The sequence below is a fragment of the Pseudoxanthomonas indica genome, assembly GCF_900167565.1.
GTDB classification, from domain to species: domain Bacteria; phylum Pseudomonadota; class Gammaproteobacteria; order Xanthomonadales; family Xanthomonadaceae; genus Pseudoxanthomonas_A; species Pseudoxanthomonas_A indica.
In genome coordinates this window covers 688,497-711,531 of record NZ_FUZV01000001.1, presented here as the reverse complement: position 1 = coordinate 711,531, position 23,035 = coordinate 688,497, and the positions used below count along the sequence as shown (strand labels likewise).

The window sequence follows — 23,035 nt, the reverse complement described above, 5'->3', positions numbered from 1 at the left end:
GCACTGTCGCTTTTCCTTTTGCTCTCCCCGGCCTTGCGCGCCGCCGAACGCGATGCCGACGCTCCAGCCCCGCATCCTCCCGGCGCTGCCATCGCCAGCGCGCACAAGCTGGCGACCGAGGCCGGATTCGAGATCCTGCATGCCGGTGGCAACGCGTTTGATGCAGCCGTGGCCGTGTCTTCGGTGCTGTCGGTGGTGGAACCGATCAGTTCCGGCCTGGGTGGCGGTGGATTCTTCCTGCTGCACGATCAACGCAGCGGCAAGGACGTCTTCATCGATGCACGCGAAACCGCGCCCGCCGCCGCCACGCCGCAGGCCTACCTGCTGGCCAATGGCGACTTCAACCGCGACCGCGCCGAGAACGGTCCCTGGGCGGCGGGCATTCCCGGCTTGCCCGCCGCGCTCGTCCATCTGGCGAAGAACTACGGCAAGCTGCCGCTGAAAACTTCGTTGGGTCCGGCCATCCGCATCGCGCGCGACGGCTTTCCGGTCTACGGTCGCCTTGTCCGCGGCTATGCCTCACGGCGCGATGTGATGGATCGCTATCCCGGCACCCGCGCGGTGTTCCAGGTCAATGGCCAGGCGCTGAAGGAAGGCGATCTGTTCAAGCAGCCCGACCTGGCGCGCACGCTGCAGCTGCTGGCGGAACGCGGTCATGACGGCTTCTACCAGGGCGAGGTGGCGAAGAAGCTAATCGCCGGGGTCAAGGCCGAAGGCGGGCAGTGGACGGCGAAGGAACTGGCCGGCTACCAGGTGCGTGAGCGCGAGCCGCTCAGGTTCAAGTACCGCGACTGGCAGATCACCACCGCACCGCCGCCGTCCTCCGGTGGTGTGGCGGTGGCGCAGATGCTGCAGATTCTGGAGGCCTGGGATCTGGCCAAGCTCGATGAGGTACATCGCACCCACCTGACCGTGGAAGCCATGCGGCGCGCCTTTCGCGACCGCACGTTCTATCTGGGCGATCCGGACTTCGTCGACATTCCCATGAAGACGCTGATGAGCCGCGACTATGCCGCTGGCCTGCGCGCCACCATCAATCCGGAAAAGGCCACGCCCAGCGACATCTTCTCCGGTCAGCCCACGCCGCTGGAAGACGACGAAACGACCCACTTCAGCATCATCGACGGCGATGGCAATCGCGTGGCCGCCACCCAGACGGTCAACCTGCTGTTCGGCTCGGGCCTGATTCCCCCCGGCACCGGCGTGCTGCTCAACAACGAGATGGATGACTTCGCGCTCAAGCCCGGCACGCCCAACGCGTTCGGCGTGATGGGCTTTGAAGCCAATGCGCCCAAGCCGGGCAAGCGCATGTTGAGCTCGATGACGCCCAGCTTCATGGAGTCGGCGGATGAAGTGGCGGTACTCGGCACGCCCGGCGGCAGCCGCATCATCACCATGGTCCTGCTCGGCATGCTTGGCTATGACCAGGGTCTGGGCGCGCAGGAAGTTGCGGCACTGCCGCGCTTCCACCACCAGTGGTATCCCGACGTCATCTCCGCCGAAAGCGGCGCGTTCAGTCCGCAGGTGGCCGATGCCCTGCGCAAGATGGGCCATACCGTGGACTTGCCGGGCGACACCGCCAGCGGAGGTCGCGGCTCCAGCCATGTCTGGGGCAACCTGCAGACCGTTTCCTGGAATCGCCGCAGCAACACGCTGACCGGCGGCGCCGACCCGCGCAACCCGGTCGGCGAGGCCAAGGTGGAACTGAGCCAGCCCGCAGCCCCGTAAGTGTCGAGCTTCATGGCGGGAGTACAATCCCGCCATGAAACTCTGGTCCATTCTGGGAAATTCGCAGAAGCTCGACGGTGGCGCCATGTTCGGCAACGCGCCGCGGGCGATGTGGTCGCAATGGCTGGCGCCTGACGAGCAGAACCGGGTGCCGTTGGCCTGTCGCGCCCTGCTGGCATCGCCGCTCAACGGCAAGACGGTGTTGTTCGAAACCGGCATCGGCGCATTCTTTGAACCGAAGATGCGCGAGCGCTTCGGGGTGCAGGAAGAGCGCCATGTCCTGCTGGACTCGCTGGCCGAGGCCGGCTACTCGCACGAAGACATCGACGTGGTCGTGCTCAGTCACCTGCACTTCGATCATGCCGGTGGCCTGCTGGCGCCGTGGGAAGACGGCCAGCCGCCGCGCCTGCTGTTCCCCAATGCGGTTTTCGTGGTGGGGCGCGCGCACTGGCAGCGTGCGCTCGAGCCGCATCCGCGCGATCGCGCCAGCTTCATTCCCGAACTGCAAGACCTGCTCGAAGCCAGCGGTCGCCTGGAACTGGTGGAGGGCGAGGTCACGCCTGCGCTCGGTGAGAGCGTGCGCTTCAGTTTCAGTGACGGCCATACACCCGGCCTGATGCTGGCGGAAATCCAGGGACCCGAGCTTGTGCAGGGCCAGGCGCATGGCGGCGTGGTGTTCTGCGCGGATCTGATTCCCGGCCGTTCGTGGGTGCATGTGCCGATCACCATGGGCTACGACCGTAATGCGGAACTGCTGATTGACGAGAAGCGCGTGTTCCTCGACGACAAGCTCGCCCGCAATGTCCATCTGTTCTTCACCCACGATCCCGATTGCGCGCTGGCCAAGCTGACGCGCGATGACAAGGGCCGCTTTGGCGTGACTCACGTCCAGCCGCAGCTGCACGCACGCGCGCTCTGAGCGCGCGGCGCGGGCCAGTACCGGGCCGGCCCGGTAGCAGGGTTTTCCGACCCGGCAGCAGAATTCCCTGAGGCCGGACCAGGTACTTTTCCCAGCACACGACGCGGGGTCCGCCGACAGACTGCGGACGATGCGATGGCGATGATGACGCCATGATCAGTACCTGCCATTGACATACCCTGCTTCAACTCCCCGAGGTGGGGGTACTCATCACCGCCGTCACTACCTACAAGCGCTGCTGCCTGGACGATCCCCGCAGTGCCCATTGCGTGACCAGCGAGATTGCCTATTGCGAAGCGCGCGGCTGGGTCCACTCGCTGGCCTGGGTGGTGATGCCGGATCACGTGCATTGGTTGCTGCAGCTGAAAGAGGGCAGCCTCAATGCCTGCATGGCGGTGTTCAAGGCGCGCAGCGAGCGGGCCATCCAGCATGCGGTGGATCGGGCTGAGCGTGTCTGGCAGGCCGGCTACTACGAGCGCCGTGTGCGCGGCAGCGAGAGCCTGCTGGGCATGGCGCGCACGATCCTCGCCAATCCGCTGCGGCGCGGCCTGGTGGAACGAATCGATCACTACCCGTATCAGTTCAGCGCCTGGAAGGAACCGGTCTCCACCGTCAATTCCGGCGGACGCGCTGCTGCCGGGCGCCATCCGCCGTAGCCGCCACGCAAGTCGCGAACCGGAGCTCGTTGATCCTGGACGCCTTGTCTCGCGCAGCGCGGAAGGCTTCTCCCATTCCTGCCTTTCTGCGTTGCGGAGTTCCCTGATTCCGCGAGCAGGGGTCCAGGCAGGCGAACCGGTTCGCGACTTGCGTGACGGCTGCTCAATCCAGGCGCGTGCCGAAGATGCGATCGCCCGCATCTCCCAGGCCGGGCAGGATGTAGCCCTTTTGGTTGAGCCGCTCGTCGATGGCGGCCGTGTAGATGGCTACGTCTGCATGGGCGGCGCGCACTTTCTCGATGCCTTCCGGCGCGGCAACCAGGAAGATGCCACGAATGCGGCGACAACCGGCGCGCTTGAGCATGTCGATGGTGGCGATCAAGGTGCCGCCCGTGGCCAGCATCGGGTCCAGGATCAGCGCGTCGCGCTCGTCCAGGCGACCGGTCAGGCGTTCGAAGTAGGGCACCGGCTGCAGGGTTTCTTCATCGCGCTGCAAGCCGACCACGCTGACTTTGGCCGCCGGAATCAGCGCCAGCACGCCGGGCAGCATGCCCAGCCCGGCACGCAGGATGGGCACCAGGGTGATCTTGGCGCCGGCAATCCTGCGCACCTGCACCTCACCCGCCCATCCGGCCTGGGTCGCGGCTTCGGTTTCCAGATCGCGCGTGGCCTCGTAGGCGAGCAGGGTGCCCAGCTCGGTGACCAGCTCGCGGAAGCCCTTGGTACTGAGCGAGGCGTCGCGCAGCAGGCCGATCTTGTGCTGGACGAGCGGATGGGACACTTCGACGACGGACATGACGCAACTCCTGGAGGGCTGCGCGAAGTCTGCTACAAAAAAGAACAGCCGGCACAGGGCCGGCTGTTCTGTCACACGGGCGGGGGCGCCTGGATCAGAACGCCCAGCGCATCACCAGCTGGTAGCTGGGGCCGGCTTCTTCGGTCTCCAACTCGTACTCGTCGAAGTCGCGGTCGATCTGGTCGGCTTCGTTGTCGAACTTGTTGAAGAACTCATCCTTCGACGCATCCAGCAGGTTGGCGGCGGTCAGGCGCAGCGAGATGGTCGTGCCGAAGCGCTTTTCCACGAACACTTCCAGATCGTCGCCGTACTTGACCGTCACTTCCTCGCCCAGGATGCGGCTGAACGCATCGCCCTGCTTGCGGTAGGTGGCGCCGAAACTCGCCCCCACCGACGGCAGATCCTGGATGAAGCCGACGTTGTACACGTTCTTGGCCTGGTCGTTGAAACGACGCTCGCCGAGGAAGTCGGTGACCTTGCTGTCGAGGTAGGAGTAGTTGAGGAACACGCCGGTATTGGGCAGGCCGAACGAGGTCAGCGGGGTGGAGAGGTCGAATTCCACGCCATAGACCTTGCCGTCGCCGACGTTGGCCGAGGTGAACAGCCAGCTTTCCGGATTGAACTCGAAGTCGTCGGCGGTCGAGCCGGGATTCTCTTCCAGGAATTCTTCCAGGTCTTCCTCGTACGTATCCTGCGCGTCCTCGCTCCACTCACCGGTATTGGCCAACTCAATGAGGTTCTTGACGTCGCGGTAGAAGAAGTTCACGCCCACCACGCCGTGCTTGCCGAGGCGACGCTCGAAGCCCAGGTCGATGCCATTGGCCGTCTCCGGCTCCAGCAGTGGATTGCCGATGTAGTCGTTGTCGCCGAACTCGCCATCCAGCACCGCCGGAATCAGCTCGTTGAAGTTGGGGCGCTTGATGCTCTTGGCCAGCGACAGGCTGATGCGGGTATCGGCGCTGACGTCCCACTTCAGGTGCACGGACGGCAGCAGTTCGTTGTAGTCCTTGCTCTCCGAACCATCGACTTCGCCATCTTCGCCATAGCGGATGTCGGACTGGGTCATTTCGTAGCGCAAGCCGGCTTCCCACGAGAACTTTCCGCCGCGCCCCGACAGCATCACGTATGGATCCACCCGGGTCTCTTCGATCAGCGACTCGATGGTGCCGTCCAGTTCGTACACCACGGCGTCGCCTTCGTTCTCGGCTTCCCAGACGAAGTTGGTGTAGGCGATGTCGCGCTTCTTGCGGCGGTAGTCCACGCCGAGCTCCAGTTCGGCATTGCCGACCGGCCGCTTGTGCGCAAGCTTGAAGCTGGTCTCGGCGTCATCGGCGCGGACCGCCTGAGCCTCCGCTTCGGATGCGTCCCATTCGCCGTTCACGTACTCATGCTTTTCTTCGCTCTCGGCGCTGTCGTCCTCGAAGCGGGCGTAGTCAAGATCCAGCTCGGTGGTGCCGCCGGCCATGTCGAAGCGATACTCCGCGCCCACGCCCCAGTTTTTCTGGTCAATCGGATTCAGGCCGGGGACGCGCGATTCGATCACGTCCTCGTCGTCGTATTCCACTTCATGCGAGACCTCGGTGACATCGCGATCGGTCTTGACGTAGAAGGCGTCCAGACTGAAGCGGCTGGTGTCGCCGATATCGGCGGTGTACGACACGTTGCCGGAGTAGTCACGGCCGTCCTTCACTTCCTCCTGGTCTTCCCAGCTCACCCGTTCGGCCATCGACGGATCGGTGAATCGATCCGAGCGTTTGGTCTTGGCGCGGTAGCGATCCTGCACGTTGATGCCGGCCAGGAAGCGCCCACCCAATGCCGCGCCGCTGGTCACGGCGCCGAAGGTCGGGTTGATCTCGCCGTCATCCCAGCGGTTGACGCCGATGCGCAGGTAGCTGCCGTCGAACACGTAGGCGTCGCGCAGCACGATGTTGATCGTGCCGGCGATGGCGTCGCCGCTGCGGTTGGCGCTGTTGCTGCGGAGGATTTCAATGTGATCGACCATTTCGGCCGGGATGCGGTCGACCCAGAACGAACGGTCGTCGCCGGCGCCGGGCACCTTCTTGCCGTTGATCAGCACCTGGGTGTAACCGGCGGCCATGCCGCGCATCATCGCGCCGTCGAATTCCATGATGTCCGAGCCGACGAAGGTCACGCCGGGCACGCGCTTGAGCATATCGCCGACGGTGTTGGGCTCGAAGCGCTGGAAGTATTCCAGGTCGTAGGCCAGCACCGGTGCAATGTCATCGGTGCGGTTGCGATAGGTGATCTCGCCCTGGACCACGATCGTTTCCAGTTGCTTGGGTTCGGCGGCGGCGGCGCCATCGGGCGACTGCTCCTGCGCCGTCGCGACAAGACTTGCAGGCAGCACGGTCAGGCAGAACATTGCTTTCGCAAGACTCATCGCCAAGGCGTTGCGTTTCATTTGTTGCTTCCCCGTGAAAAGTGAACGCGCCTTTTTAAGCAGGACTCATGGCGGAAACATGACAAGGGGATGCAGCCTGTGTGACAGCCGCGCCAATACGGGCGTGCGCCGCCACCGCTGACACGAAAGCGTCACCGGGCTGGCGTAGAACGTGGTGGTTTGGAGCAACGTGGGGCTGCGGCCCAAGTGCTACGGTCGCGCGACAGGCGCCGACCCACAACAAGGAGTCTTATGTTCAGACACTATCGGGCAGGGCTGTTCGCCCTGCTGCTGGTCGGCGTGGTGGCCAGCGCCGCCGAGTTGCACATCCGCCATCCTTTCCTCGCCGCGCAGGCGAAGAAGGCGCCGGAAGAAGCCATCCTGGCGGTGGAGATTCCCGCCGGCAGCTTCACCAAGTACGAGATCAACGGGGAAGGTCTGCTGTTCGTCGACCGTTTCCAGTCCATGCCGGTGGCCTATCCGGCCAACTACGGCTCGATGCCGCGTACGCTGGCCGGCGATGGCGATCCGCTGGATGCGCTGGTGCTGACCCGCGAGCCGTTGCATCCGGGCGTGTTGATCACGTTCCGCCCGATTGGCGTGTTGCGCATGCGCGATGCCGGGCAGGGCGATGAGAAGATCATCGGCGTGCCGACCGACAAGGTCGATCCGACCTACAGCGGCATCCGTGATCTGAAGGATCTGCCGGCCGTCGAACGCGATCGCATCGAGGCGTTCTTCCGCGTCTACAAGGATTTGCCGAAGGGCCGCAATCCGGTCGAGTTGAGCGGCTATGGCGACGCGGTCGAGGCGAAGGAACTGATCCGCGCGTCCATGCAACGCTTCGACGCCAAACATCCGGCGGGCCAGCCTGGATGAAGCCAACCCCCTCTCCCGTTGCGGGAGAGGGAGGCATAGCCGCCTTTACGCAGCGGCGGCCTGGCTGGCGCGCGGGCCTTCGCGCAAGGCTTTGCCGACCATCGCCACCAGCAGATCCAGTTCTTCCGAATCCATGGCGAAGTGCGGGGTGAAGCGCAGCGAGTTGGCGCCGCCATGGATCACGTTCAGACCTTGCTGGCGCAGCCATTCTTCGGTGGAACCGGTGCCGTAGCACTTGAACTGCGGCGCCAGTTCGCACGAGAACAGCAAGCCCGTGCCCTGCACCTGGGTGATCAATCCGCCCAATTCGGCCTTCAGTTTTTCCAGCTTCTCCAGCGCCTCGCGGCCGCGCTGGCGGATGTTGTCGCGAATCTGCGGGGTCAGCTGCGACAGCGTGGCGCAGGCCACATCCAGGGCGCGCGGATTGGCGGTCATGGTGTTGCCGTACACGCCCTTGCGATAGAGATTGGCGGCGCGCTCGTTCACGGCCAGCACCGACAGCGGGTACTGGGCGGCATTGAGCGCCTTGGAAAAGGTTTCCATGTCGGGCGCTTCCAGGCCTTCGAAGCCGGGATAATCCACGATCGACAACACGCCATGGGCGCGCAGGCCGGCCTGGATCGAATCGACCAGGAACAGGCTGCCGTGGCCGCGGGTCAACTCGCGTGCGGCCGCGTAGAAGGCCGGCGGCACCGAGCGACCCGGATCGCCTTCGCCCATCACCGGCTCCAGGAACACCGCTTCGATGAACCAGTTCTGGGTCTGCGCGTCGGCAAAGACCTGCTTCAGCGCGTCCACGTCATACGGTTCGATGGCGATGACCGAGTCTTCGCCGCGATAGCTGGCCAGATGCTGCTGGTAGGCCTTGCGCGAGGAGTCCGAATACAGCGCCGGACGTTCGGTGCGGCCGTGGAAGCTGCCCTTGACCACCACGCGCTTGATGGTGCGGCCGGCATGCGGCGCGCCCGGATCGGTTTGCAGCTTGGAATTGATGTCGGCGATGCGCGCGGCCAGGCCCACCGATTCGGAACCGGAGTTCAGACACAGGAAACGGGCATACGGACAACCGCCGCGGCTATGACCGATTTCCTGGCGCAGGGCGCGGTCAAAGCGTAGCTGCGAGAGGCTGGGGGTCATGATGTTAGCCATCACCTGCGGCTTGGACATCGCCGCCAGCACGGCTTCGGGCGTGTGGCCGAAGCCGAGCATGCCGTACCCGCCGGCGTCGTACAGCACCGCGCCCTTGAGGGTAATCACCCAGGGGCCGCGTGCGGCCAGGGCGACATAGGGATTGACCGCATCGTCGGCATAGAAATTCACGTAGCCGGCCTGCACCGCGTGCAGTTGGGCGGCTTCGTCCAGGTTCAGCAGGTCGGCAAACTCGTCCTTGACCCGGTCGTATTCGTGGGCGGCCGCTTCGATGGCGGCGCCCAGATCCGGGTGACCCGCGGCCAGGCGGCGCACGGTGTCATCGTCCAGGCCCGTGGTGACGCGGCGACCGGAATGGGCGCGCAGGTGGGCAAGCAGCTCGATACGGGCCATGGAAGTTCTCCAGATAGACGGCAATTCCGTATTATGTGGATAAATTCGTCTAATGACAGTTATGATTCGAGGAATTGCTGCCCAAAGTTCGTCAAATCGACGAACGGCCGAGTCCGAATGAAGATATCCGCCACTGATGAACTGCTGCTCTCGCTGCTGCGCGAGAACGCCCGAGCCTCCACCGCGCAGATTGCCCGGCGCCTGAACCTGTCCCGCACCACCGTGCAGAGCCGCATCGAGCGGCTGGAACGCGAGGGCGTGATCAGCGGCTACACCGTGCGTGTGCGCGACGAATTCGAACGTGGCCACATCCGCGCGCACATCATGATCACCGTGCATCCCAAGCAGATGACCTCGGTGGTGGCCGCCTTGCGCGCCATGCCGGAGCTGCGCCTGTTGCATTCGGTCAGCGGCGCCTATGACCTGATTGCGGTCGGCGTGGTGCCCTCGGTGGATGCGATGGATCAGCTCACCGACCGCATTGGCGCGATGGAAGGCGTGGAGCGCACCACTTCTTCGATCGTCCTGTCGACCAAGTTCGAACGCTGACGCAGCCGTCCGGCACGATGCCGGCGGCGTGCTCACGTACAATGCGCCTCCCTGCCAGGCGAGTGCGCAGCCGCGTTTTCCCGTGAAAAAATCAGATTTCCACTTCGACCTGCCCGACGAACTGATCGCCCAGGCCCCGTTGGCCGAGCGATCGGCCAGCCGCCTGCTGGTGGTGCCGGCGGGCGAGGGTGAGTTTGTCGATCGCCATGTGCGCGATCTCGACGAATGGCTGCGTCCGGGTGATCTGCTGGTGTTCAACGACACCCGGGTGATTCCGGCCCGCTTGTTCGGCCAGAAGAGTACGGGCGGGCGCGTGGAGATCCTGATCGAGCGCCTGCTGCCGGACAACGTGGCGCGGGCGCAGATCGGCGCCAGCAAGTCGCCCAAACCGGGCGGGCGCATTCAATTGGATGAAGGCGGCGAAGCCGAAGTGCTGGATCGCGAGGGCGAGTTCTACACTCTGCGCTTCCACGTGCCGGGCGCGCTGGAAAGCTGGTTGCTGCAGGCGGGGCGTCTGCCGTTGCCGCCGTACATCCAGCGCGAGGCGGGGCGTGATGACGACGAGCGCTACCAGACGGTGTTCGCACGCGAACTGGGCGCCGTCGCCGCACCCACTGCCGGTCTGCATTTCGATGAGGCGCTGCTGCAGGCCTTGCGCGAACGCGGCATCGAGTTCGGCCACGTCACCCTGCACGTAGGCGCAGGTACCTTCCAGCCCGTGCGCGTGGATGACGTGCGCGAGCATCACATGCACAGCGAATGGCTGAATGTGGGCGCCGCGCTGATCGAACAAATCCATGCCACGCGGGCACGCGGCGGCCGGGTCATCGCCGTGGGCACGACGGTCGTGCGCGCGCTGGAATCGGCCATGCGCGATGGCCAGTTGCAGCCCTTCGCGGGCGAGACGCAGATCTTCATTTTCCCGGGTTATCGCATCCGCAGTGTCGATGCGCTGATCACCAATTTCCATTTGCCGGAAAGCACGCTGTTGATGCTGGTATCGGCGTTCGCCGGCAAGGATCGCGTGTTTGCCGCGTATCGCCATGCGGTGGAGCAGCGCTATCGCTTCTTCTCGTACGGCGATGCGATGTTGTTGTTTCCTTCCCTCTCCTGAGCAGCCACGCCTCATGTCGCGACTCCAGTTCCACCTGCAAACCACGGACGGCCAGGCGCGTCGTGGCCGTCTCGAATTCCCGCGCGGCACGGTGCAGACGCCGGCCTTCATGCCGGTGGGTACCTATGGCTCGGTCAAGGGCATCTTCCCGGATCAGGTCGAGGCGCTGGGTGCGGAAATCATCCTGGGCAACACCTTCCATCTGTATCTGCGACCGGGCCTGGAGGTCATCGAACAACATGGCGGCCTGCATGGCTTTGCGCGCTGGAACAAGCCGATCCTCACCGACTCCGGCGGCTTCCAGGTGTTCTCGCTGGCGCACCGCCGCAAGCTGACCGAGCAGGGCGTCACCTTTGCCTCGCCGGTCGATGGCAGCAAGGTGTTCCTGGGTCCGGAAGAGAGCATGCGCATCCAGAAGGTGCTGGATTCGGACATCGTGATGCAGCTGGACGAATGCACGCCATACCCGGCGAGCGAGGACGTGGCGCGCAAATCGATGGAACTGAGCCTGCGCTGGGCCGAGCGCAGCAAGCGCGCGCATGAAGGCAATGACGCGGCGTTGTTCGGCATTGTCCAGGGCGGCGTGCACGAAGGGCTGCGCGCGCGCTCGGCGCAGGGCCTGCAAGCGCTGGGCTTCGATGGTTACGCCATTGGCGGCCTGGCCGTGGGCGAGCCCGAGGCAGAACGCAACCACACCCTGGACGTAACCGCGCCCCTGCTGCCGGCGGATCGTCCGCGCTACCTGATGGGCGTGGGGCGGCCCGAGGATCTGGTGGAAGCGGTGGCGCGCGGGGTCGACATGTTCGATTGCGTCATGCCCACCCGCAACGCCCGCAACGGCCACTACTTCACCAGTTTCGGCACGGTCCGCATCCGCAACGCGAAGTACGAGAAGGATTTGCAGCCGATCGAGCCGGGCTGCGGCTGTTATGCCTGCCGCAATGAGTTCACCCGCTCCTACCTGCGCCACCTGGATCGCTGCAACGAAATGCTGGCGCCGATGCTGGGGACGATGCACAACCTCTGGTACTACGAAAAGCTGATGGCCGATATCCGCCAGGCCATCGAGCAGGGCGACTTCAAGGATTTCCGCGCCGGCTTCTATGCCGCGCGCGGCGCGGATGCTCCCGCGCTGGCGTGATCCGGCCGATTCGACCGGTGCGGAACCTTTCCGGCCCGGGGCGGTCTTCACACCGCCCCCCGCCCTCACGGTAAGGCGGGAACCCCATCGGGGCGGCGGTCCGCACGGGAACGGGCCGTGCGTGGCATAATTCCCGGCTGTTTTCGTACCAGGACGGATAAATATATGAATCTGCTCGACTTTCTGATTGCCCCGGCGCAGGCGCAAGCCGCCGGTGCTGCTCCCGGTCCGCTGGGTGGCCTGGGTGGCTTTGCGCTGCCGCTGATCCTCATCGGCGTCATGTACTTCCTGATGATCCGCCCGCAGATGAAGCGCGCCAAGGAACACCGCGCCATGCTCGACAAGCTCTCGCGCGGCGACGAAGTCATCACCAACGGCGGCATCGCCGGCACGGTGACCGACATCAGCGACAGCTTCATCACCGTGGAAGTTGCCGACAACGTCCGCGTGCGCGTGCAGAAGACCGCCATCGGCAACGTGCTTCCCAAGGGCACGCTCAAGTCCGCCTGATTTTTCCTCCATGTTGAGCGTGCGCCCGGGGAGGGCGCGCGCGGGTTGCCTCAATGCTCGAATTCCCTCGCTGGAAATACATCGTCATCGTCCTGGTCGTGGCGCTCAGCGTGCTGTACGCGCTGCCCAACCTGTACCCGAAGGATCCCTCCGTCCAGGTCACCGCCAATCGTGGCAGCGTCCTGGATGAGTCCGTGGTCTCGCGGGTCAAGGACAGCCTGAAGTCCGAGGGCATCGCCTGGAAGGCCGTGGATTTGGAGGACAAGAGCGTGCTGGTGCGCCTGCCCAATCCGGATTTGCAGACCCGCGCCGCCGACCACCTGCGCACCGCGCTGGGTGACGGCTATCCGGTCGCGCTCAACCTGGCGCCGACCGTTCCGGCGTGGATGGAAAAGCTCTATGCCCGACCGATGTCGCTGGGCCTGGACTTGCAGGGCGGCGTGCACTTCGTGATGAAGGTCGACCAGAAGGCGGCGCTGGACAAGCGCATCGACAACTACGTCGACAACATCCGCACCAACCTGCGCGAGCAGCATGTGCGCTACACCGCAGTGAACCGCCAGGCCGACAACAGCATCCTGATCAACCTGCCCAAGGCTGACGAGATCGAGAAGGCCCAGGAAGTGCTGGGCAAGACGCTGACCATCACCAACAGCAGCGGCATCACCACCGCCGGCCTGGCGGCCGGTTTCCGCTTCGAGCCCGCGGGCAACACGGTGCGCGTGGTCCTGCCGGAATCGGAACTGCAGAACATCTCCGCCAGCGCCATCCAGCAGAACCGCGACGTCATCGCCAATCGCATCAATTCGCTGGGCGTGGCCGAACCGCTGCTGCAACAGCAGGGCAATGATCGCCTGGTGGTCGAACTGCCCGGCCTGCAGGACACCGCGGAAGCCAAGCGCCTGATCGGCGCCACCGCGACGCTGGAATTCCGCGCCGTGACCGGTGATGAATCCGCCGCCGCCGCGGCCCTGGCCGACGGCAACATCCCGGCTGATTCGCGCATCTACTACAACGACAACAAGGTGCCGCTGCTGCTGTCCAAGCGCGTGCTGGTGTCCGGCGACCAGCTGGTCAACGCCACCCCGCAGATGGATCAGCGCACCGGTTCGCCCAGCGTCAGCATCACCCTCAACAGCGCCGGCGGCCAGCGCATGCTGGACCACACGCTGGAAAACGTCGGCAAGCGCCTGGGCATCGTCTACATCGAGCGCATCCCGACCGTGAGCATCGACGCAAACGGCCAGGAAGTGCGTTCGGCCCGCATCGATGAGCGCTGGATCAGCGCCTCGACCATCCAGGGCGTGTTCGGCAAGGACTTCCAGACCACCGGCTTGTCGCAGGAAGAAGCACAGAGCCTGGCCAAGCAGTTGAAGGCCGGCGCGCTGGCCGCGCCGATGGACTTCATCGAAGAACGCGTGGTCGGCCCCAGCCTGGGCGCCGAGAACGTCGCCCGCGGTACCCAGGCGGTGGTCTACTCGTTCCTGTTCGCGCTGGCGTTCTTCATGATCTACTACCGCGTGTTCGGCCTGATCACCTGCGTGGCGCTGCTGCTCAACCTGGTGATGGTGGTGGCGGTGATGTCGGTGTTCGGCGCCACCATGACCTTGCCCGGCTTCGCCGGCCTGGCCTTGTCGATTGGCATGTCGGTGGACGCCAACGTGCTGATCAACGAGCGCATACGCGAGGAATTGCGAGCGGGGGTGCCGCCGCAAACGGCGATCGCCACCGGTTATGACAAGGCCTCGGGCACCATCTTCGACTCCAACATGACCGCGTTGCTGGCGGGTGTGGCGCTGTACGCGTTCGGCACCGGTCCGCTGAAGGGCTTCGCCATCACCATGGTGGTGGGCATCCTGACGTCGGTGTTCACGGCCGTGACCGTTTCCCGCGCCCTGGCGACCCTGATTTACGGCGGTCGTCGCAAGCTCAAGTCGCTGGCCATCTGAGTGCAATTGCCATGAAAATTTTCCCGTTGCACCTGGTTCCCAACGACACCAACTTCGACTTCATGCGCCTGCGCTGGGTCTCGCTGGCCATCGCGGTACTGCTGGCCATCGTCTCCGTGGCGTCCATGGCCTACAACTCGGCCACCAAGGGCGCCGCATTCAACTACGCGCTGGATTTCACCGGCGGCACCGTGGTCGAACTGCGCTTTGAAAAGCCCATCGACATCGAAGGCGTACGCGAACGCCTGACCAGCGCCGGCTACACCAGCGCCCAGGTGCAGACCTTCGGCACCGGCCAGGATTTGCTGGTGCGCCTGCAGCCGCGCGAAGGCGACGGCGAGAAGGCGGCGGAGGCCTCGACCACCGACAGCAAGACCGTGCAGGAAGTGGTTCGCCTGTCCTCGGCCGAAGGCAATCCGGCCAAGATGGTGCGCAACGAGTTCGTGGGCCCGCAGGTGGGCGCCGAACTGGCCGAGCGCGCGCTGTATGCGCTGATCTTCGTGGTGGTGGGCTTCCTGGGGTACATCGCGCTGCGCTTCGAGAAGAAGTTCGCGGTGGCGGCCATCCTCACGACCCTGCACGACGTGTTGATCTGCGCGGGCTTCTTCGCCCTGACCGGTCGCGAGTTCGACCTGACCGTGCTGGCCGGCCTGCTGTCGGTGATGGGTTTCTCGATCAACGACACCATCGTGGTGTTCGACCGCGTCCGCGAGAATTTCCGCTCGCTGCGTGTGGAGCCGGTGGAGATTCTCAACCGCTCGATCAACCAGACCCTGTCGCGCACCATCATCACCTCGTTCGTGGCCTTCCTGACCGTGCTGGCGCTGTATATCTACGGCGGCGGTTCGCTGGAAAACATGGCCATCTCGCAGATGATCGGCATCGTGATCGGCACCATCTCCTCGATCTTCATCGCCTGTCCGTTGCTGACGATGGGCTTCCTGACGGTCACCAAGCAGGATCTGCTGCCCAAGGCCAAGGACGACGCCATCCTGGCGCGCCGTCCCTGATGACACGTCCCTTCCCCCGCTTGCGGGGGAAGGTGCCCGTAGGGCGGATGGGGGCAAGGCCGCCAGTAGCGTTTCCGCAAGACAAAAAAAAGGCCGCGCAATGCGCGGCCTTTTTTGTTGCCAGCTCGGCCGGCGAATTACGCCGCCGGCGGATTGAAGCTCGCCGCATAACCCGACGACACGATGACCTTCTGCAGCGCGTCGGTCACCTTGAGGTTGGCGGCGATGATCTGGCGGGTCTGCGGACCCCGGCCATCGAGGCGCGCGGTCGGCGCACCCTTGAAGTCGCAGATGCGGCCACCGGCCTCGCGCACCAGCAGCACGCCAGCGGCCACGTCCCAGTCCTTCACACCCGCTTCGAAATAGGCATCCAGACGGCCGCAGGCCACGTAGGCCAGGTCCAGCGCGGCCGAGCCGGTGCGGCGCACGTCCTCGGCCGTGGCCAGCAACTCGTTGACGCATTTGAGCTGGGCGGTAGCGCGGGCGCGTTCGCGCGGCGGGAAGCCGGTGCAGATCATCGTTCCGGACAGATCCTTGCGATCGGCCACGCGGATGCGACGCTCATTGAGCTGGGCGCCGGCGCCCTTGCTGGCGGTGAACAGGTCATTGCGCAGCGGATCGAAGATCACCGCGTCGGTCGGCTCGCCGTTGTCCACCAGCGCAATCGACACGCAGTAGTGCGGGAAGCCGCGCAGGTAGTTGCTGGTGCCGTCGAGCGGGTCGATGACCCAGGTGAAGCGTCCCTTGCCCTGGCTGCCGCCTTCCTCGCCGACCACAGCGTAGTCGGGGTAGGCACGGCGCAGTTCCTTGATGACGACCTTTTCGGCGTCGGCGTCCACCTCGCTGGCATAGTCCATGCGGTCCTTCTCGACCACATTGAGCGCATCCAGCTTGTTGATGCTGCGCAACAGCACATTGCCTGCCAGGCGGGCGGCTTTGACCATGACGGTAACGGCGGGTTTCTGCATGGTTTCGAACCTCGGAACAGGCAAGCGGGGGATGGACGGTGGAAAAGAGCGGCACGGCGCTATGACCGGCGCGCACAGTTTAACATCCGCACCCATGAACACTGCTGATTTTCCACTCTCGAACGTCGTTTCCCGCTTGCGAATCGTCCTGGTGGGCACGCAACACCCCGGCAACATCGGGGCTGCGGCCCGCGCCCTGAAGACCATGGGTCTGTCCCGGCTGGTCCTGGTGGCCCCGGAGCAGTACCCCTCGGACGAGGCGTTCCGTCGCGCCGCCGGCGCCGACGACCTGCTGGCGCAGGCCGTGGTGGTGGCGGATCTGGCCCAGGCGGTATCGGATTGCCACGCCGTGCTGGGCTGTACCGCCCGCAGCCGACGCGTGCAATTGCCCGAATACGAGCCGCGTGAAGCCGCTGCGCGCGCGGTCGCGTTGGCCGGGGAGGGCGAGGTGGCGCTGGTCTTTGGCCGCGAACGCACCGGCCTGACCAACGAGGAACTGCAACTCTGCCATGCCGCCGTGCATATCCCGGCCAACCCGGATTACAGCTCCCTCAACCTGGCCGCCGCCGTGCAGGTCCTGAGCTACGAGTTGCGCCTGGCCTTGCGACAGGGTACTGCGCCGACCGCCAGCATCGCCGCGCCGCACGCCGACGAGCTGGCTGCTGACCACGCCCAGCTGGAAGGCTTCTACGGGCAGCTCGGGCAGACCCTGGACGACATCGATTTCCACAAGGGGCGCAGCCCGGATTCGGCGTTGCGCAAGCTGCGCCGTGTGTTCAATCGCAGCCAGCTGACAACCCAGGAAGTCCGCCTGCTCCGCGGCATCCTGGCCGATGCGCAACGGATGGCCCGCTTGGCGCGTGAAAGCGGCCACTGACAGGGTCGCGCATCTGTCCCGCCAACGTGATTTCAGCTAGTCTCGCACCACCTTTTCGATGGACTCCGCCGTTTGCCTAGGTTCCGGTTCGCAATCGCCCTGGCGCTGATCGGCGCGGCCGTGTGTTTCGGATCCTTGGCCCCGGCCCGGGCCGCCGGCGACGACCACGTGCTGGTCCTGGGACGGATGAGCGACGACCCCCGCGCGCACTACGAGCAGCTCAAACCGCTGCTGGATTACGTGGTGCCGCGGATGAAGGACGTGGGGATCACCGAGGGCCGAATCCTGATGGCTCGGGACGTGCAGCAGATGAACAGCTATCTGCGCCGCGGCCGGGTCGATTGGGTCACTGAAACCGCCGGCACTGCCATGCGCCTGCAGGAGCGCGCAGGGGCCAAGCCGCTGCTGCTGACCGAGCGCGGTGGGGTCAGCCGTTACCACGGCATTTTCTTCGTGCGCCGCGATTCGGGCCTGGAGAAGCTCTCGGATCTGGAAGGCCGCACGGTCGCCTTCCAGAACACCGCCTCGACCAGCGCCTACTTCGCCCCGGCCGTGGAGTTGCTGGATGCCGGCCAGCGCATGGAAGTGCTGCTGTCGCCGATGGATCGCCCCGGTGCCGATTCGGTCGGCTATGTCTTTGCCCGGACCGAACTCAACATTGCCGTCTGGGTGCACAAGCGACTGGTGGATGCCGGCGTGGTCAGCAGCCTGGACTGGGACGATGAGCGTCGCATCCCGCCCGCCTTCCGCAGCGACTTCCGCATCATCCACGAGACACCGGACTACCCGCGTGCGCTGGAAATGGTGCGCGGCGACCTCGACCCCAAGGTCGAAGCGCGCCTGCGCGAAGTGCTGCTGCAGGCCGCCGACGATCCCGAGGCGAGCGAAGCGCTGCGCTTGTTCTTCCGCACGACCCGTTTCATGCCGGTGGATCCGGCATCGCAGCAGGCGCTGGAACATCTGCGCCGGGGTGTGACCCGCGTGCGTGAGCAGATCGAATGAAGAAGATCCGCTTCGGCCTGCAGGCGCGCTTCCTGACCGCGATGGCCATCATGCTCGCGGTGGTGATTGCGCTGCTGGCCACCTTGCTGCACCGGCAGAAGGACATGCAGCAGGAAGTGGCCGACGCCACCCGCGATTCCATGCACAGCATGGTCGAGGACAGCCTGCGCCGGCATGGCGAGGCCTCGGTCAACCAGTTGGCCGATTCGCTCACCAATCCGCTGTACTACTTTGACCTGGACACGATCGGCAAGCTGGTACGTTCGGCGCAGCTGGAACCGGACGTCAGCTACGTGCTGGTGTTCGATCCGCAGGGTCGCATCATCCATGACGGTACCGAAGAGATCGCGGTGTACGGCCAGCAGATGAGCGATCCGCTGGCCTACGAGGCGGTCAGCACGCCCAACCTGCATATCCAATGGTCGCCGCAGATTGTCGATATTTCCGAGCCGATCATGATCGGCAACGAACGCATCGGTGGGGTGCGCGTGGGCTTTTCGCTGGCCTCGGTACGTGCGCACGAAGATCGCGCGGTCACCGCCGCCAAGTCACGGCTGGAAGAACTCGGCCGGCGTCACCTGGTATGGGTGGCCGCCCTGCTGGCGGCGCTGGTGGTGGCCTGTGTGGCCATCATGCTGTACGCACAGCGCACCCTGGTGCGGCCGATCCGCCAACTGGCCGCGGCGGCGCACGCCATCGAAGTGGGCAACTACAACAGCGAACGCCCGGTCAGCCATCGGCGCGATGAAGTGGGCGAGCTGGTGCGCGCCTTCAGCAGCATGAGCGACAGCATCGCCCGCCACGATCGTGACGTGCGGCGCATGGCCTACACCGATTCGCTGACCGGCCTGACCAATCGGCTGGCCTTCCGCGAGAGTCTGGATCACCGTCTGATGATGCTGCGCGGCGCCGGCCGCCAGTTGGCCCTGCTGTTCGCCGACATCGACGACTTCAAGCGGGTCAACGACACGCTCGGCCATGAAGCTGGCGATGAAGTGCTGCAGCAGTTCGCAAATCGCATTCTCGAAGCGGTGGAATTGCTGGGCGGCGACGATGCCTTGCTGGCGCGCTTCGGTGGTGATGAATTCGTGATCCTGATCCAGGACGGCGACGTGCGCGCCGCCGCCACGCGCCTGGCGGAAAAGCTGGTCACCGAGCTGGGGCGGCCAATCGTGATCCAGGATCGCCAGGTTTTCCTGGGCACGTCCATTGGCATCACCTTGTTCCCGGAAGACGCCTCCGGCGCCACCGCGCTGATGAAGAATGGCGACATCGCCATGTACCAGGCCAAGGTGGCCGGCAAGAACTGCTACCGCTTCTACAGCCGCGCCATGGACCAGGCGGTCGAACGGCGCGTGCGCATGGAGCAGGAACTGCGCGGCGCGTGGGAGCGCGGCGAACTGAGCCTGCTGTACCAGCCGGTGTTCCGCCTGTCCGACAGCCGCATTGTCGGCGCCGAAGCGCTGTTGCGCTGGCAGCATCCGGAACTGGGCATGGTGGCGCCTTCGGTGTTCATCGATGTGGCCGAGCAGAGCGGCCTGATCGAAACCATCGGCCCGCGCGTGTTGCGTGCGGCGTGTGCGGCGGCGGCGCGCTGGAGCGCCGATCGCGATCCGATGGATCAACTGTTCGTCTCGGTCAACGTATCGCCGCGCCAGCTGCGCAGCGGCGATCTGCCGGAAGTAGTGGCCGAGTGCCTGCGCGAAACCGGCCTGACCTCCTCGCGCTTGCACCTGGAATTGACCGAAACCGCGGTGATCAGCGATGAGGCGCATGCCAGCGCCTTGCTGGCCACCTTGCATCGCACTGGCGTGAAGGTCTGGCTGGATGACTTCGGTACCGGCTTCTCGGGCCTCAGCCACCTGCGCCGCGTGCCGGTGGATGGCGTCAAGATCGATCGCAGCTTCATTGCCGACATGCTGCGCGATCCGGACGACCTGGCCCTGACCAGCGCGATCATCGCCATGGCCCATTCGCTGGGCATTACCGTGGTCGCCGAAGGCGTGGAGAAGGAAGGCCAGTTCAACATGCTGCGCGAACGCGGCTGCGATCTGGCGCAGGGTTACTGGCTGGGCTACCCGGTCACTGCTGCCGAGTTCAACCAGCTGATCGTCTGATCAGCCGAACCAGTGATGGATCAGCGCATTGGCGGCGCTGACCAGTTCGCCTGACAGTAGGCCGAAGACGATGATGGCGGCGACGCCGGCCGTCCACGCAATCAACATCAGCACGCCGTCGCGTTCCAGCAGCGCGAGCGCGAACAGCAGCAGTAACACGCCGAACACGTAATTGGTGAAGGGAATCGGCAGCGCCAGCAGGATGCCCAGCACCACCAGCAACAGGCCGGTGAAGCAGAGCGCGATGCGGTGATCCAGCACGCCATGCAAGCGCGGCTTGATCAGTTTTTCCAGGCGCTTGAGCCAGGGTGAAACCAGCGTGCGGAAGGTGATGACCGCGCTTCGATGCGGGCCGCGGCGCGCCAGGAAGCCGGGTAGCCACAACTGACTCAGACCCAGCAGCAACTGGCTGCCGACCAGGATCACCAGCGGCCCGCCAATCGCACCGCCCACGCCGGGGATGGGAATGAAGGCCGGCAGCACCGCCAGCAACAGCAGCATGCCGAACGCCGATTGGCCAAAGCCAGACAGCAGATCGCCCAGGCGCAGGATCTGGCTGGGGTCGCCCAGGGCAAAGTCGTCCAGCAGCGCACGCGCGCCGATATGCACGTGATCGGACGCGCCAGCGTCCGCCTCAGGCCGCGGCATCCTCGCCGTTTTCCTCGGGCAGGCGCTGCAACAGCAACTTGTCGACGCGCGCGCCGTCCAGGTCCACCACCTCAATCCGCCAGCCATCGAGCTGGAACGACTCGCCCACATGCGGGATGCGGCCGAAGCGTTCGATGACCAGGCCGGCGATGGTGTTGTACTCGTCATCGTCGGGCAGGCTGACCCCGCCCAGCAACTCGCGCAGATCGTCATTGGGCAGCGAGCCGTCGACCAGCAGCGAGCCGTCGTCGCGCGTCACCACCAGCGCCGAATCCTCGGTGTTCTCGGCCGATTGCAGGCGTCCGACCACGGCGCCCATCAAATCGCTCAAGGTCACCAGGCCCTGGATGTCGCCGTATTCGTCCACCACCAGCGCCAGCGACTGCTGTTCCTCGCGGAAGATTTCCAGCAGCTTCATCGCATGGGTGGATTCGGAGACGAACAGCACCTCACGCAGGTTGCGGAACAGGTTGGGCTCGGGCTGGTCGAAGCGGTCGAGCAGCGATTTGACTTCCAGCACGCCGACCACGTCCTGGTCGCTGCCACGGAACACCGGGAAGCGCGAGAACTGCGATTCGCGCATGGTCGCCAGGTTTTCGGCCACGTCGGCGGCTTCATCCAGCCAGACGATGCGCTTGCGCGGCGTCATCAGGCTGTCGGCGGTGCGATCACCCAGACGCAGCACGCGGTTCATCATGTTGCGTTCGTCGACGTCAATCACGCCCTGCTCGTGGCTCTCGGTCACCAGCATGCGGATTTCCTCTTCGGTCACCGCGCCGCGTGCGTCGTCCTTGATGCCCAGCAGGCGCAGCACGCCGCGGTTGATGGCGCCCAGCACGAACACCACCGGGCGGGCGATGCGCGAGAGCCAGTACAGCGGAATGGCGACCACCGAGGCGATGGCCTCGGCATTGGTCAGGGCCAGCCGCTTGGGAATCAATTCGCCGAAGATCACCGAACCGGCGGTGATCAGGGTCACCGCAGTGGCCGTGCCGATGGTGGCGGCATAGCTTTGCGCGCCCGGCCAGAACTCGCCCAGCCAGCTGGCGATCATGGTGCCGATGGCCTCGCCACCGAACATGCCGGTCAGGATGCCCAGGCCGGTGATGCCCACCTGGACGGTGGAGAGCAGGTTGTCGGGGTGCTCGGCCAGCTGCAGGGCCATGCGCGCGCCGCGGCTTTCCTGCGCCATCTGTTTCAGGCGCAGCTTGTGCGAGGTCATCAGGGCCATCTCCGACAGGGCGAAGAAGGCGTTGATGACGATCAGGGTGGCCACGATCAGCAACTCAAGCATGGCTCACCGTCCATAGGGAGGGAGAGGCCGGCCAGAATCCGTGCTGCAGGCGACAGTGCGCGGGGGAGGTAGTGTCGTCTTCCATAAGAGGTGCACCCTTGGGTGCCGGCGGAGTGTAGCAAACCCGCCATGAGCTGCGCGCGGCCGCCGCCGCCCCGGGTGTCCAGCCCGCCGCTGGCGAGCATGGCGCGTGCGCCGGGCCTGTTGGCGCGCCTTTTGCGGCCCGGGCGTCGCCAGGACGGTCACTGAACCGTCATAATTCGCCCCCTGAGCCGTCCGCCCCGCGACGGTGGGATTGCCCCCGATGTTCTCGCTGCAGACGATTTTCGGCTCCGGCCAGCAGTTCTACACCCTGCTCGACGAGGCCGCCCAAGCCGCCTACGACAGCACCCAGGCCCTGCACACCATGATGAAGGCCACCGACCGCCAGCCGGCGCTGGACGCCTTCAAGCTGGCCCGCCTGCGCGAACGCGCGGCCTCGGACAAGATCAGCCAGGCGCTGGTGGACAGCTTCATCACCCCGATCGAGCGCGAAGACATCGAGGCGCTGGGCTCGGCCCTGTACAAGATTCCCAAGCAGGTCGAGAAGTTCGCCGACCGCTACTCGCTGGCCCTGCAGCACCTGGAAGGCATCGACTTCGCCCCGCGTGCGGCGATGCTGGAACAGGCCGCCACCGTGGTGGTGGAAATGGTCCACGAGCTGAAGAAGATGAACCTGGATCGGATGACCGCGCTCAACGAAAAGCTGCGCGCGATCGAGAACGAAGCCGACCGCCTGATGCTGGAGTTGTACCGCGACATCTACTCCGGCCGCCTGGACAACCTGCAGATGTTCCTGCTCAAGGAGTTCTTCGAGATCCTGGAAAAGGCGATCGACCGCTGCCGCGAAGCCGGCGTGGTGGCCTACCAGATCGTGCTGAAGAACAGCTGAGGCC

Annotated in this window: 20 protein-coding genes; 14 read left to right on the top strand and 6 right to left on the bottom strand. The window is 65.2% G+C overall.

All coding sequences use genetic code 11. The annotated features are described in order from the left end of the window. The first annotated feature begins 3 nt into the window (after positions 1 to 3). The 3 genes from ggt (at position 4) to B5X78_RS03280 (ending at position 3,303) form a co-directional block, all read left to right on the top strand. Positions 4 to 1,728 carry a gamma-glutamyltransferase gene (gene ggt, locus B5X78_RS03290; RefSeq protein ID WP_425478709.1) on the top strand — a complete coding sequence of 575 codons (1,725 nt, stop codon included), beginning with the start codon at positions 4 to 6 and terminating at the stop codon, positions 1,726 to 1,728. 34 nt (positions 1,729 to 1,762) lie between these two features. Then, positions 1,763 to 2,647, top strand: a complete 885-nt coding sequence (locus B5X78_RS03285; RefSeq protein WP_079723037.1) for an MBL fold metallo-hydrolase — start codon at positions 1,763 to 1,765, stop codon at positions 2,645 to 2,647. 197 nt (positions 2,648 to 2,844) lie between these two features. Next, the gene (locus tag B5X78_RS03280) at positions 2,845 to 3,303 is read left to right on the top strand and encodes an REP-associated tyrosine transposase (RefSeq protein WP_176140765.1); all 459 of its coding nucleotides are present in this window, start codon (positions 2,845 to 2,847) and stop codon (positions 3,301 to 3,303) included. Positions 3,304 to 3,466: 163 nt separating this feature from the next. Here B5X78_RS03280 and upp read toward each other — a convergent pair whose 3' ends face one another. Then, positions 3,467 to 4,099 (bottom strand): uracil phosphoribosyltransferase, encoded by a 633-nt coding sequence (gene upp, locus B5X78_RS03275; RefSeq protein WP_079723035.1) that lies wholly within the window; start codon positions 4,097 to 4,099, stop codon positions 3,467 to 3,469. A 94-nt stretch (positions 4,100 to 4,193) separates the two neighbouring features. Beyond that, entirely contained in the window at positions 4,194 to 6,521 is a 2,328-nt protein-coding gene (locus B5X78_RS03270; protein ID WP_079723034.1) for a TonB-dependent receptor plug domain-containing protein, read from the bottom strand. A gap of 231 nt (positions 6,522 to 6,752) precedes the next feature. Here B5X78_RS03270 and B5X78_RS03265 point away from each other — a divergent pair, with 231 nt between their 5' ends. After that, positions 6,753 to 7,379, top strand: a complete 627-nt coding sequence (locus B5X78_RS03265; RefSeq protein WP_079723033.1) for an inorganic diphosphatase — start codon at positions 6,753 to 6,755, stop codon at positions 7,377 to 7,379. Positions 7,380 to 7,424: 45 nt separating this feature from the next. Here the strand turns inward: B5X78_RS03265 and B5X78_RS03260 are convergent, their stop codons facing one another. Continuing rightward, positions 7,425 to 8,921 carry an aminotransferase class III-fold pyridoxal phosphate-dependent enzyme gene (locus B5X78_RS03260; protein WP_079723032.1) on the bottom strand — a complete coding sequence of 499 codons (1,497 nt, stop codon included), beginning with the start codon at positions 8,919 to 8,921 and terminating at the stop codon, positions 7,425 to 7,427. A gap of 117 nt (positions 8,922 to 9,038) precedes the next feature. Here B5X78_RS03260 and B5X78_RS03255 point away from each other — a divergent pair, with 117 nt between their 5' ends. From B5X78_RS03255 to secF, 6 genes are all read left to right on the top strand, one after another. Further along, complete coding sequence (locus tag B5X78_RS03255) at positions 9,039 to 9,470, top strand: Lrp/AsnC family transcriptional regulator (RefSeq protein ID WP_079723031.1); 432 nt, start codon at positions 9,039 to 9,041, stop codon at positions 9,468 to 9,470. Positions 9,471 to 9,552: 82 nt separating this feature from the next. After that, the gene (gene queA, locus B5X78_RS03250; protein ID WP_229731024.1) at positions 9,553 to 10,584 is read left to right on the top strand and encodes a tRNA preQ1(34) S-adenosylmethionine ribosyltransferase-isomerase QueA; all 1,032 of its coding nucleotides are present in this window, start codon (positions 9,553 to 9,555) and stop codon (positions 10,582 to 10,584) included. 13 nt (positions 10,585 to 10,597) lie between these two features. Beyond that, positions 10,598 to 11,725, top strand: a complete 1,128-nt coding sequence (gene tgt / locus B5X78_RS03245; RefSeq protein WP_079723029.1) for a tRNA guanosine(34) transglycosylase Tgt — start codon at positions 10,598 to 10,600, stop codon at positions 11,723 to 11,725. A gap of 165 nt (positions 11,726 to 11,890) precedes the next feature. After that, positions 11,891 to 12,235 carry a preprotein translocase subunit YajC gene (gene yajC / locus B5X78_RS03240; protein WP_079723028.1) on the top strand — a complete coding sequence of 115 codons (345 nt, stop codon included), beginning with the start codon at positions 11,891 to 11,893 and terminating at the stop codon, positions 12,233 to 12,235. A 53-nt stretch (positions 12,236 to 12,288) separates the two neighbouring features. Next, positions 12,289 to 14,184 (top strand): protein translocase subunit SecD, encoded by a 1,896-nt coding sequence (gene secD / locus B5X78_RS03235; RefSeq protein WP_079723027.1) that lies wholly within the window; start codon positions 12,289 to 12,291, stop codon positions 14,182 to 14,184. 11 nt (positions 14,185 to 14,195) lie between these two features. Then, positions 14,196 to 15,194 carry a protein translocase subunit SecF gene (gene secF, locus B5X78_RS03230; protein ID WP_079723026.1) on the top strand — a complete coding sequence of 333 codons (999 nt, stop codon included), beginning with the start codon at positions 14,196 to 14,198 and terminating at the stop codon, positions 15,192 to 15,194. Positions 15,195 to 15,331: 137 nt separating this feature from the next. Here the strand turns inward: secF and B5X78_RS03225 are convergent, their stop codons facing one another. Further along, positions 15,332 to 16,162 carry an inositol monophosphatase family protein gene (locus B5X78_RS03225; protein WP_079723025.1) on the bottom strand — a complete coding sequence of 277 codons (831 nt, stop codon included), beginning with the start codon at positions 16,160 to 16,162 and terminating at the stop codon, positions 15,332 to 15,334. A gap of 94 nt (positions 16,163 to 16,256) precedes the next feature. Between B5X78_RS03225 and B5X78_RS03220 the strand changes: the two genes are divergently transcribed. From B5X78_RS03220 to B5X78_RS03210, 3 genes are all read left to right on the top strand, one after another. Then, on the top strand, positions 16,257 to 17,039 hold the full coding sequence (locus B5X78_RS03220; RefSeq protein WP_139381368.1) for an RNA methyltransferase: 783 nt from the start codon (positions 16,257 to 16,259) through the stop codon (positions 17,037 to 17,039). Positions 17,040 to 17,225: 186 nt separating this feature from the next. Beyond that, a complete protein-coding gene (locus B5X78_RS03215; RefSeq protein WP_079724406.1) occupies positions 17,226 to 18,041 on the top strand; it encodes a phosphate/phosphite/phosphonate ABC transporter substrate-binding protein in 816 nt (271 codons plus the stop codon). Beyond that, entirely contained in the window at positions 18,038 to 20,158 is a 2,121-nt protein-coding gene (locus tag B5X78_RS03210) for a putative bifunctional diguanylate cyclase/phosphodiesterase (RefSeq protein WP_079723023.1), read from the top strand. The genes B5X78_RS03215 and B5X78_RS03210 overlap by 4 nt, the downstream gene beginning before the upstream one ends. Here the strand turns inward: B5X78_RS03210 and B5X78_RS03205 are convergent, their stop codons facing one another. Both B5X78_RS03205 and B5X78_RS03200 read right to left on the bottom strand, forming a co-directional pair. Then, positions 20,159 to 20,806: an exopolysaccharide biosynthesis protein gene (locus B5X78_RS03205; RefSeq protein WP_079723022.1), complete on the bottom strand. Its 648-nt coding sequence runs from the start codon at positions 20,804 to 20,806 to the stop codon at positions 20,159 to 20,161. Then, entirely contained in the window at positions 20,793 to 22,100 is a 1,308-nt protein-coding gene (locus tag B5X78_RS03200; RefSeq protein ID WP_079723021.1) for a hemolysin family protein, read from the bottom strand. Before B5X78_RS03200 ends, B5X78_RS03205 begins: the two co-directional genes overlap by 14 nt. 304 nt (positions 22,101 to 22,404) lie before the next feature. Here B5X78_RS03200 and B5X78_RS03195 point away from each other — a divergent pair, with 304 nt between their 5' ends. Next, complete coding sequence (locus B5X78_RS03195; protein WP_079723020.1) at positions 22,405 to 23,031, top strand: DUF47 domain-containing protein; 627 nt, start codon at positions 22,405 to 22,407, stop codon at positions 23,029 to 23,031. Positions 23,032 to 23,035 lie beyond the last annotated feature (4 nt).

Bases quoted from the DNA above. Each gene is read 5' to 3' on its own strand.
- B5X78_RS03285 (WP_079723037.1), top strand. From the start codon at position 1,763: ATGAAACTCTGGTCCATTCTGGGAAATTCGCAGAAGCTCGACGGTGGC.
- upp (WP_079723035.1), bottom strand. From the start codon at position 4,099: ATGTCCGTCGTCGAAGTGTCCCATCCGCTCGTCCAGCACAAGATCGGC.
- B5X78_RS03270 (WP_079723034.1), bottom strand. From the start codon at position 6,521: ATGAAACGCAACGCCTTGGCGATGAGTCTTGCGAAAGCAATGTTCTGC.
- B5X78_RS03265 (WP_079723033.1), top strand. From the start codon at position 6,753: ATGTTCAGACACTATCGGGCAGGGCTGTTCGCCCTGCTGCTGGTCGGC.
- B5X78_RS03260 (WP_079723032.1), bottom strand. From the start codon at position 8,921: ATGGCCCGTATCGAGCTGCTTGCCCACCTGCGCGCCCATTCCGGTCGC.
- B5X78_RS03255 (WP_079723031.1), top strand. From the start codon at position 9,039: ATGAAGATATCCGCCACTGATGAACTGCTGCTCTCGCTGCTGCGCGAG.
- tgt (WP_079723029.1), top strand. From the start codon at position 10,598: ATGTCGCGACTCCAGTTCCACCTGCAAACCACGGACGGCCAGGCGCGT.
- yajC (WP_079723028.1), top strand. From the start codon at position 11,891: ATGAATCTGCTCGACTTTCTGATTGCCCCGGCGCAGGCGCAAGCCGCC.
- secD (WP_079723027.1), top strand. From the start codon at position 12,289: ATGCTCGAATTCCCTCGCTGGAAATACATCGTCATCGTCCTGGTCGTG.
- secF (WP_079723026.1), top strand. From the start codon at position 14,196: ATGAAAATTTTCCCGTTGCACCTGGTTCCCAACGACACCAACTTCGAC.
- B5X78_RS03225 (WP_079723025.1), bottom strand. From the start codon at position 16,162: ATGCAGAAACCCGCCGTTACCGTCATGGTCAAAGCCGCCCGCCTGGCA.
- B5X78_RS03220 (WP_139381368.1), top strand. From the start codon at position 16,257: ATGAACACTGCTGATTTTCCACTCTCGAACGTCGTTTCCCGCTTGCGA.
- B5X78_RS03215 (WP_079724406.1), top strand. From the start codon at position 17,226: ATGAGCGACGACCCCCGCGCGCACTACGAGCAGCTCAAACCGCTGCTG.
- B5X78_RS03210 (WP_079723023.1), top strand. From the start codon at position 18,038: ATGAAGAAGATCCGCTTCGGCCTGCAGGCGCGCTTCCTGACCGCGATG.
- B5X78_RS03205 (WP_079723022.1), bottom strand. From the start codon at position 20,806: ATGCCGCGGCCTGAGGCGGACGCTGGCGCGTCCGATCACGTGCATATC.
- B5X78_RS03200 (WP_079723021.1), bottom strand. From the start codon at position 22,100: ATGCTTGAGTTGCTGATCGTGGCCACCCTGATCGTCATCAACGCCTTC.
- B5X78_RS03195 (WP_079723020.1), top strand. From the start codon at position 22,405: ATGTTCTCGCTGCAGACGATTTTCGGCTCCGGCCAGCAGTTCTACACC.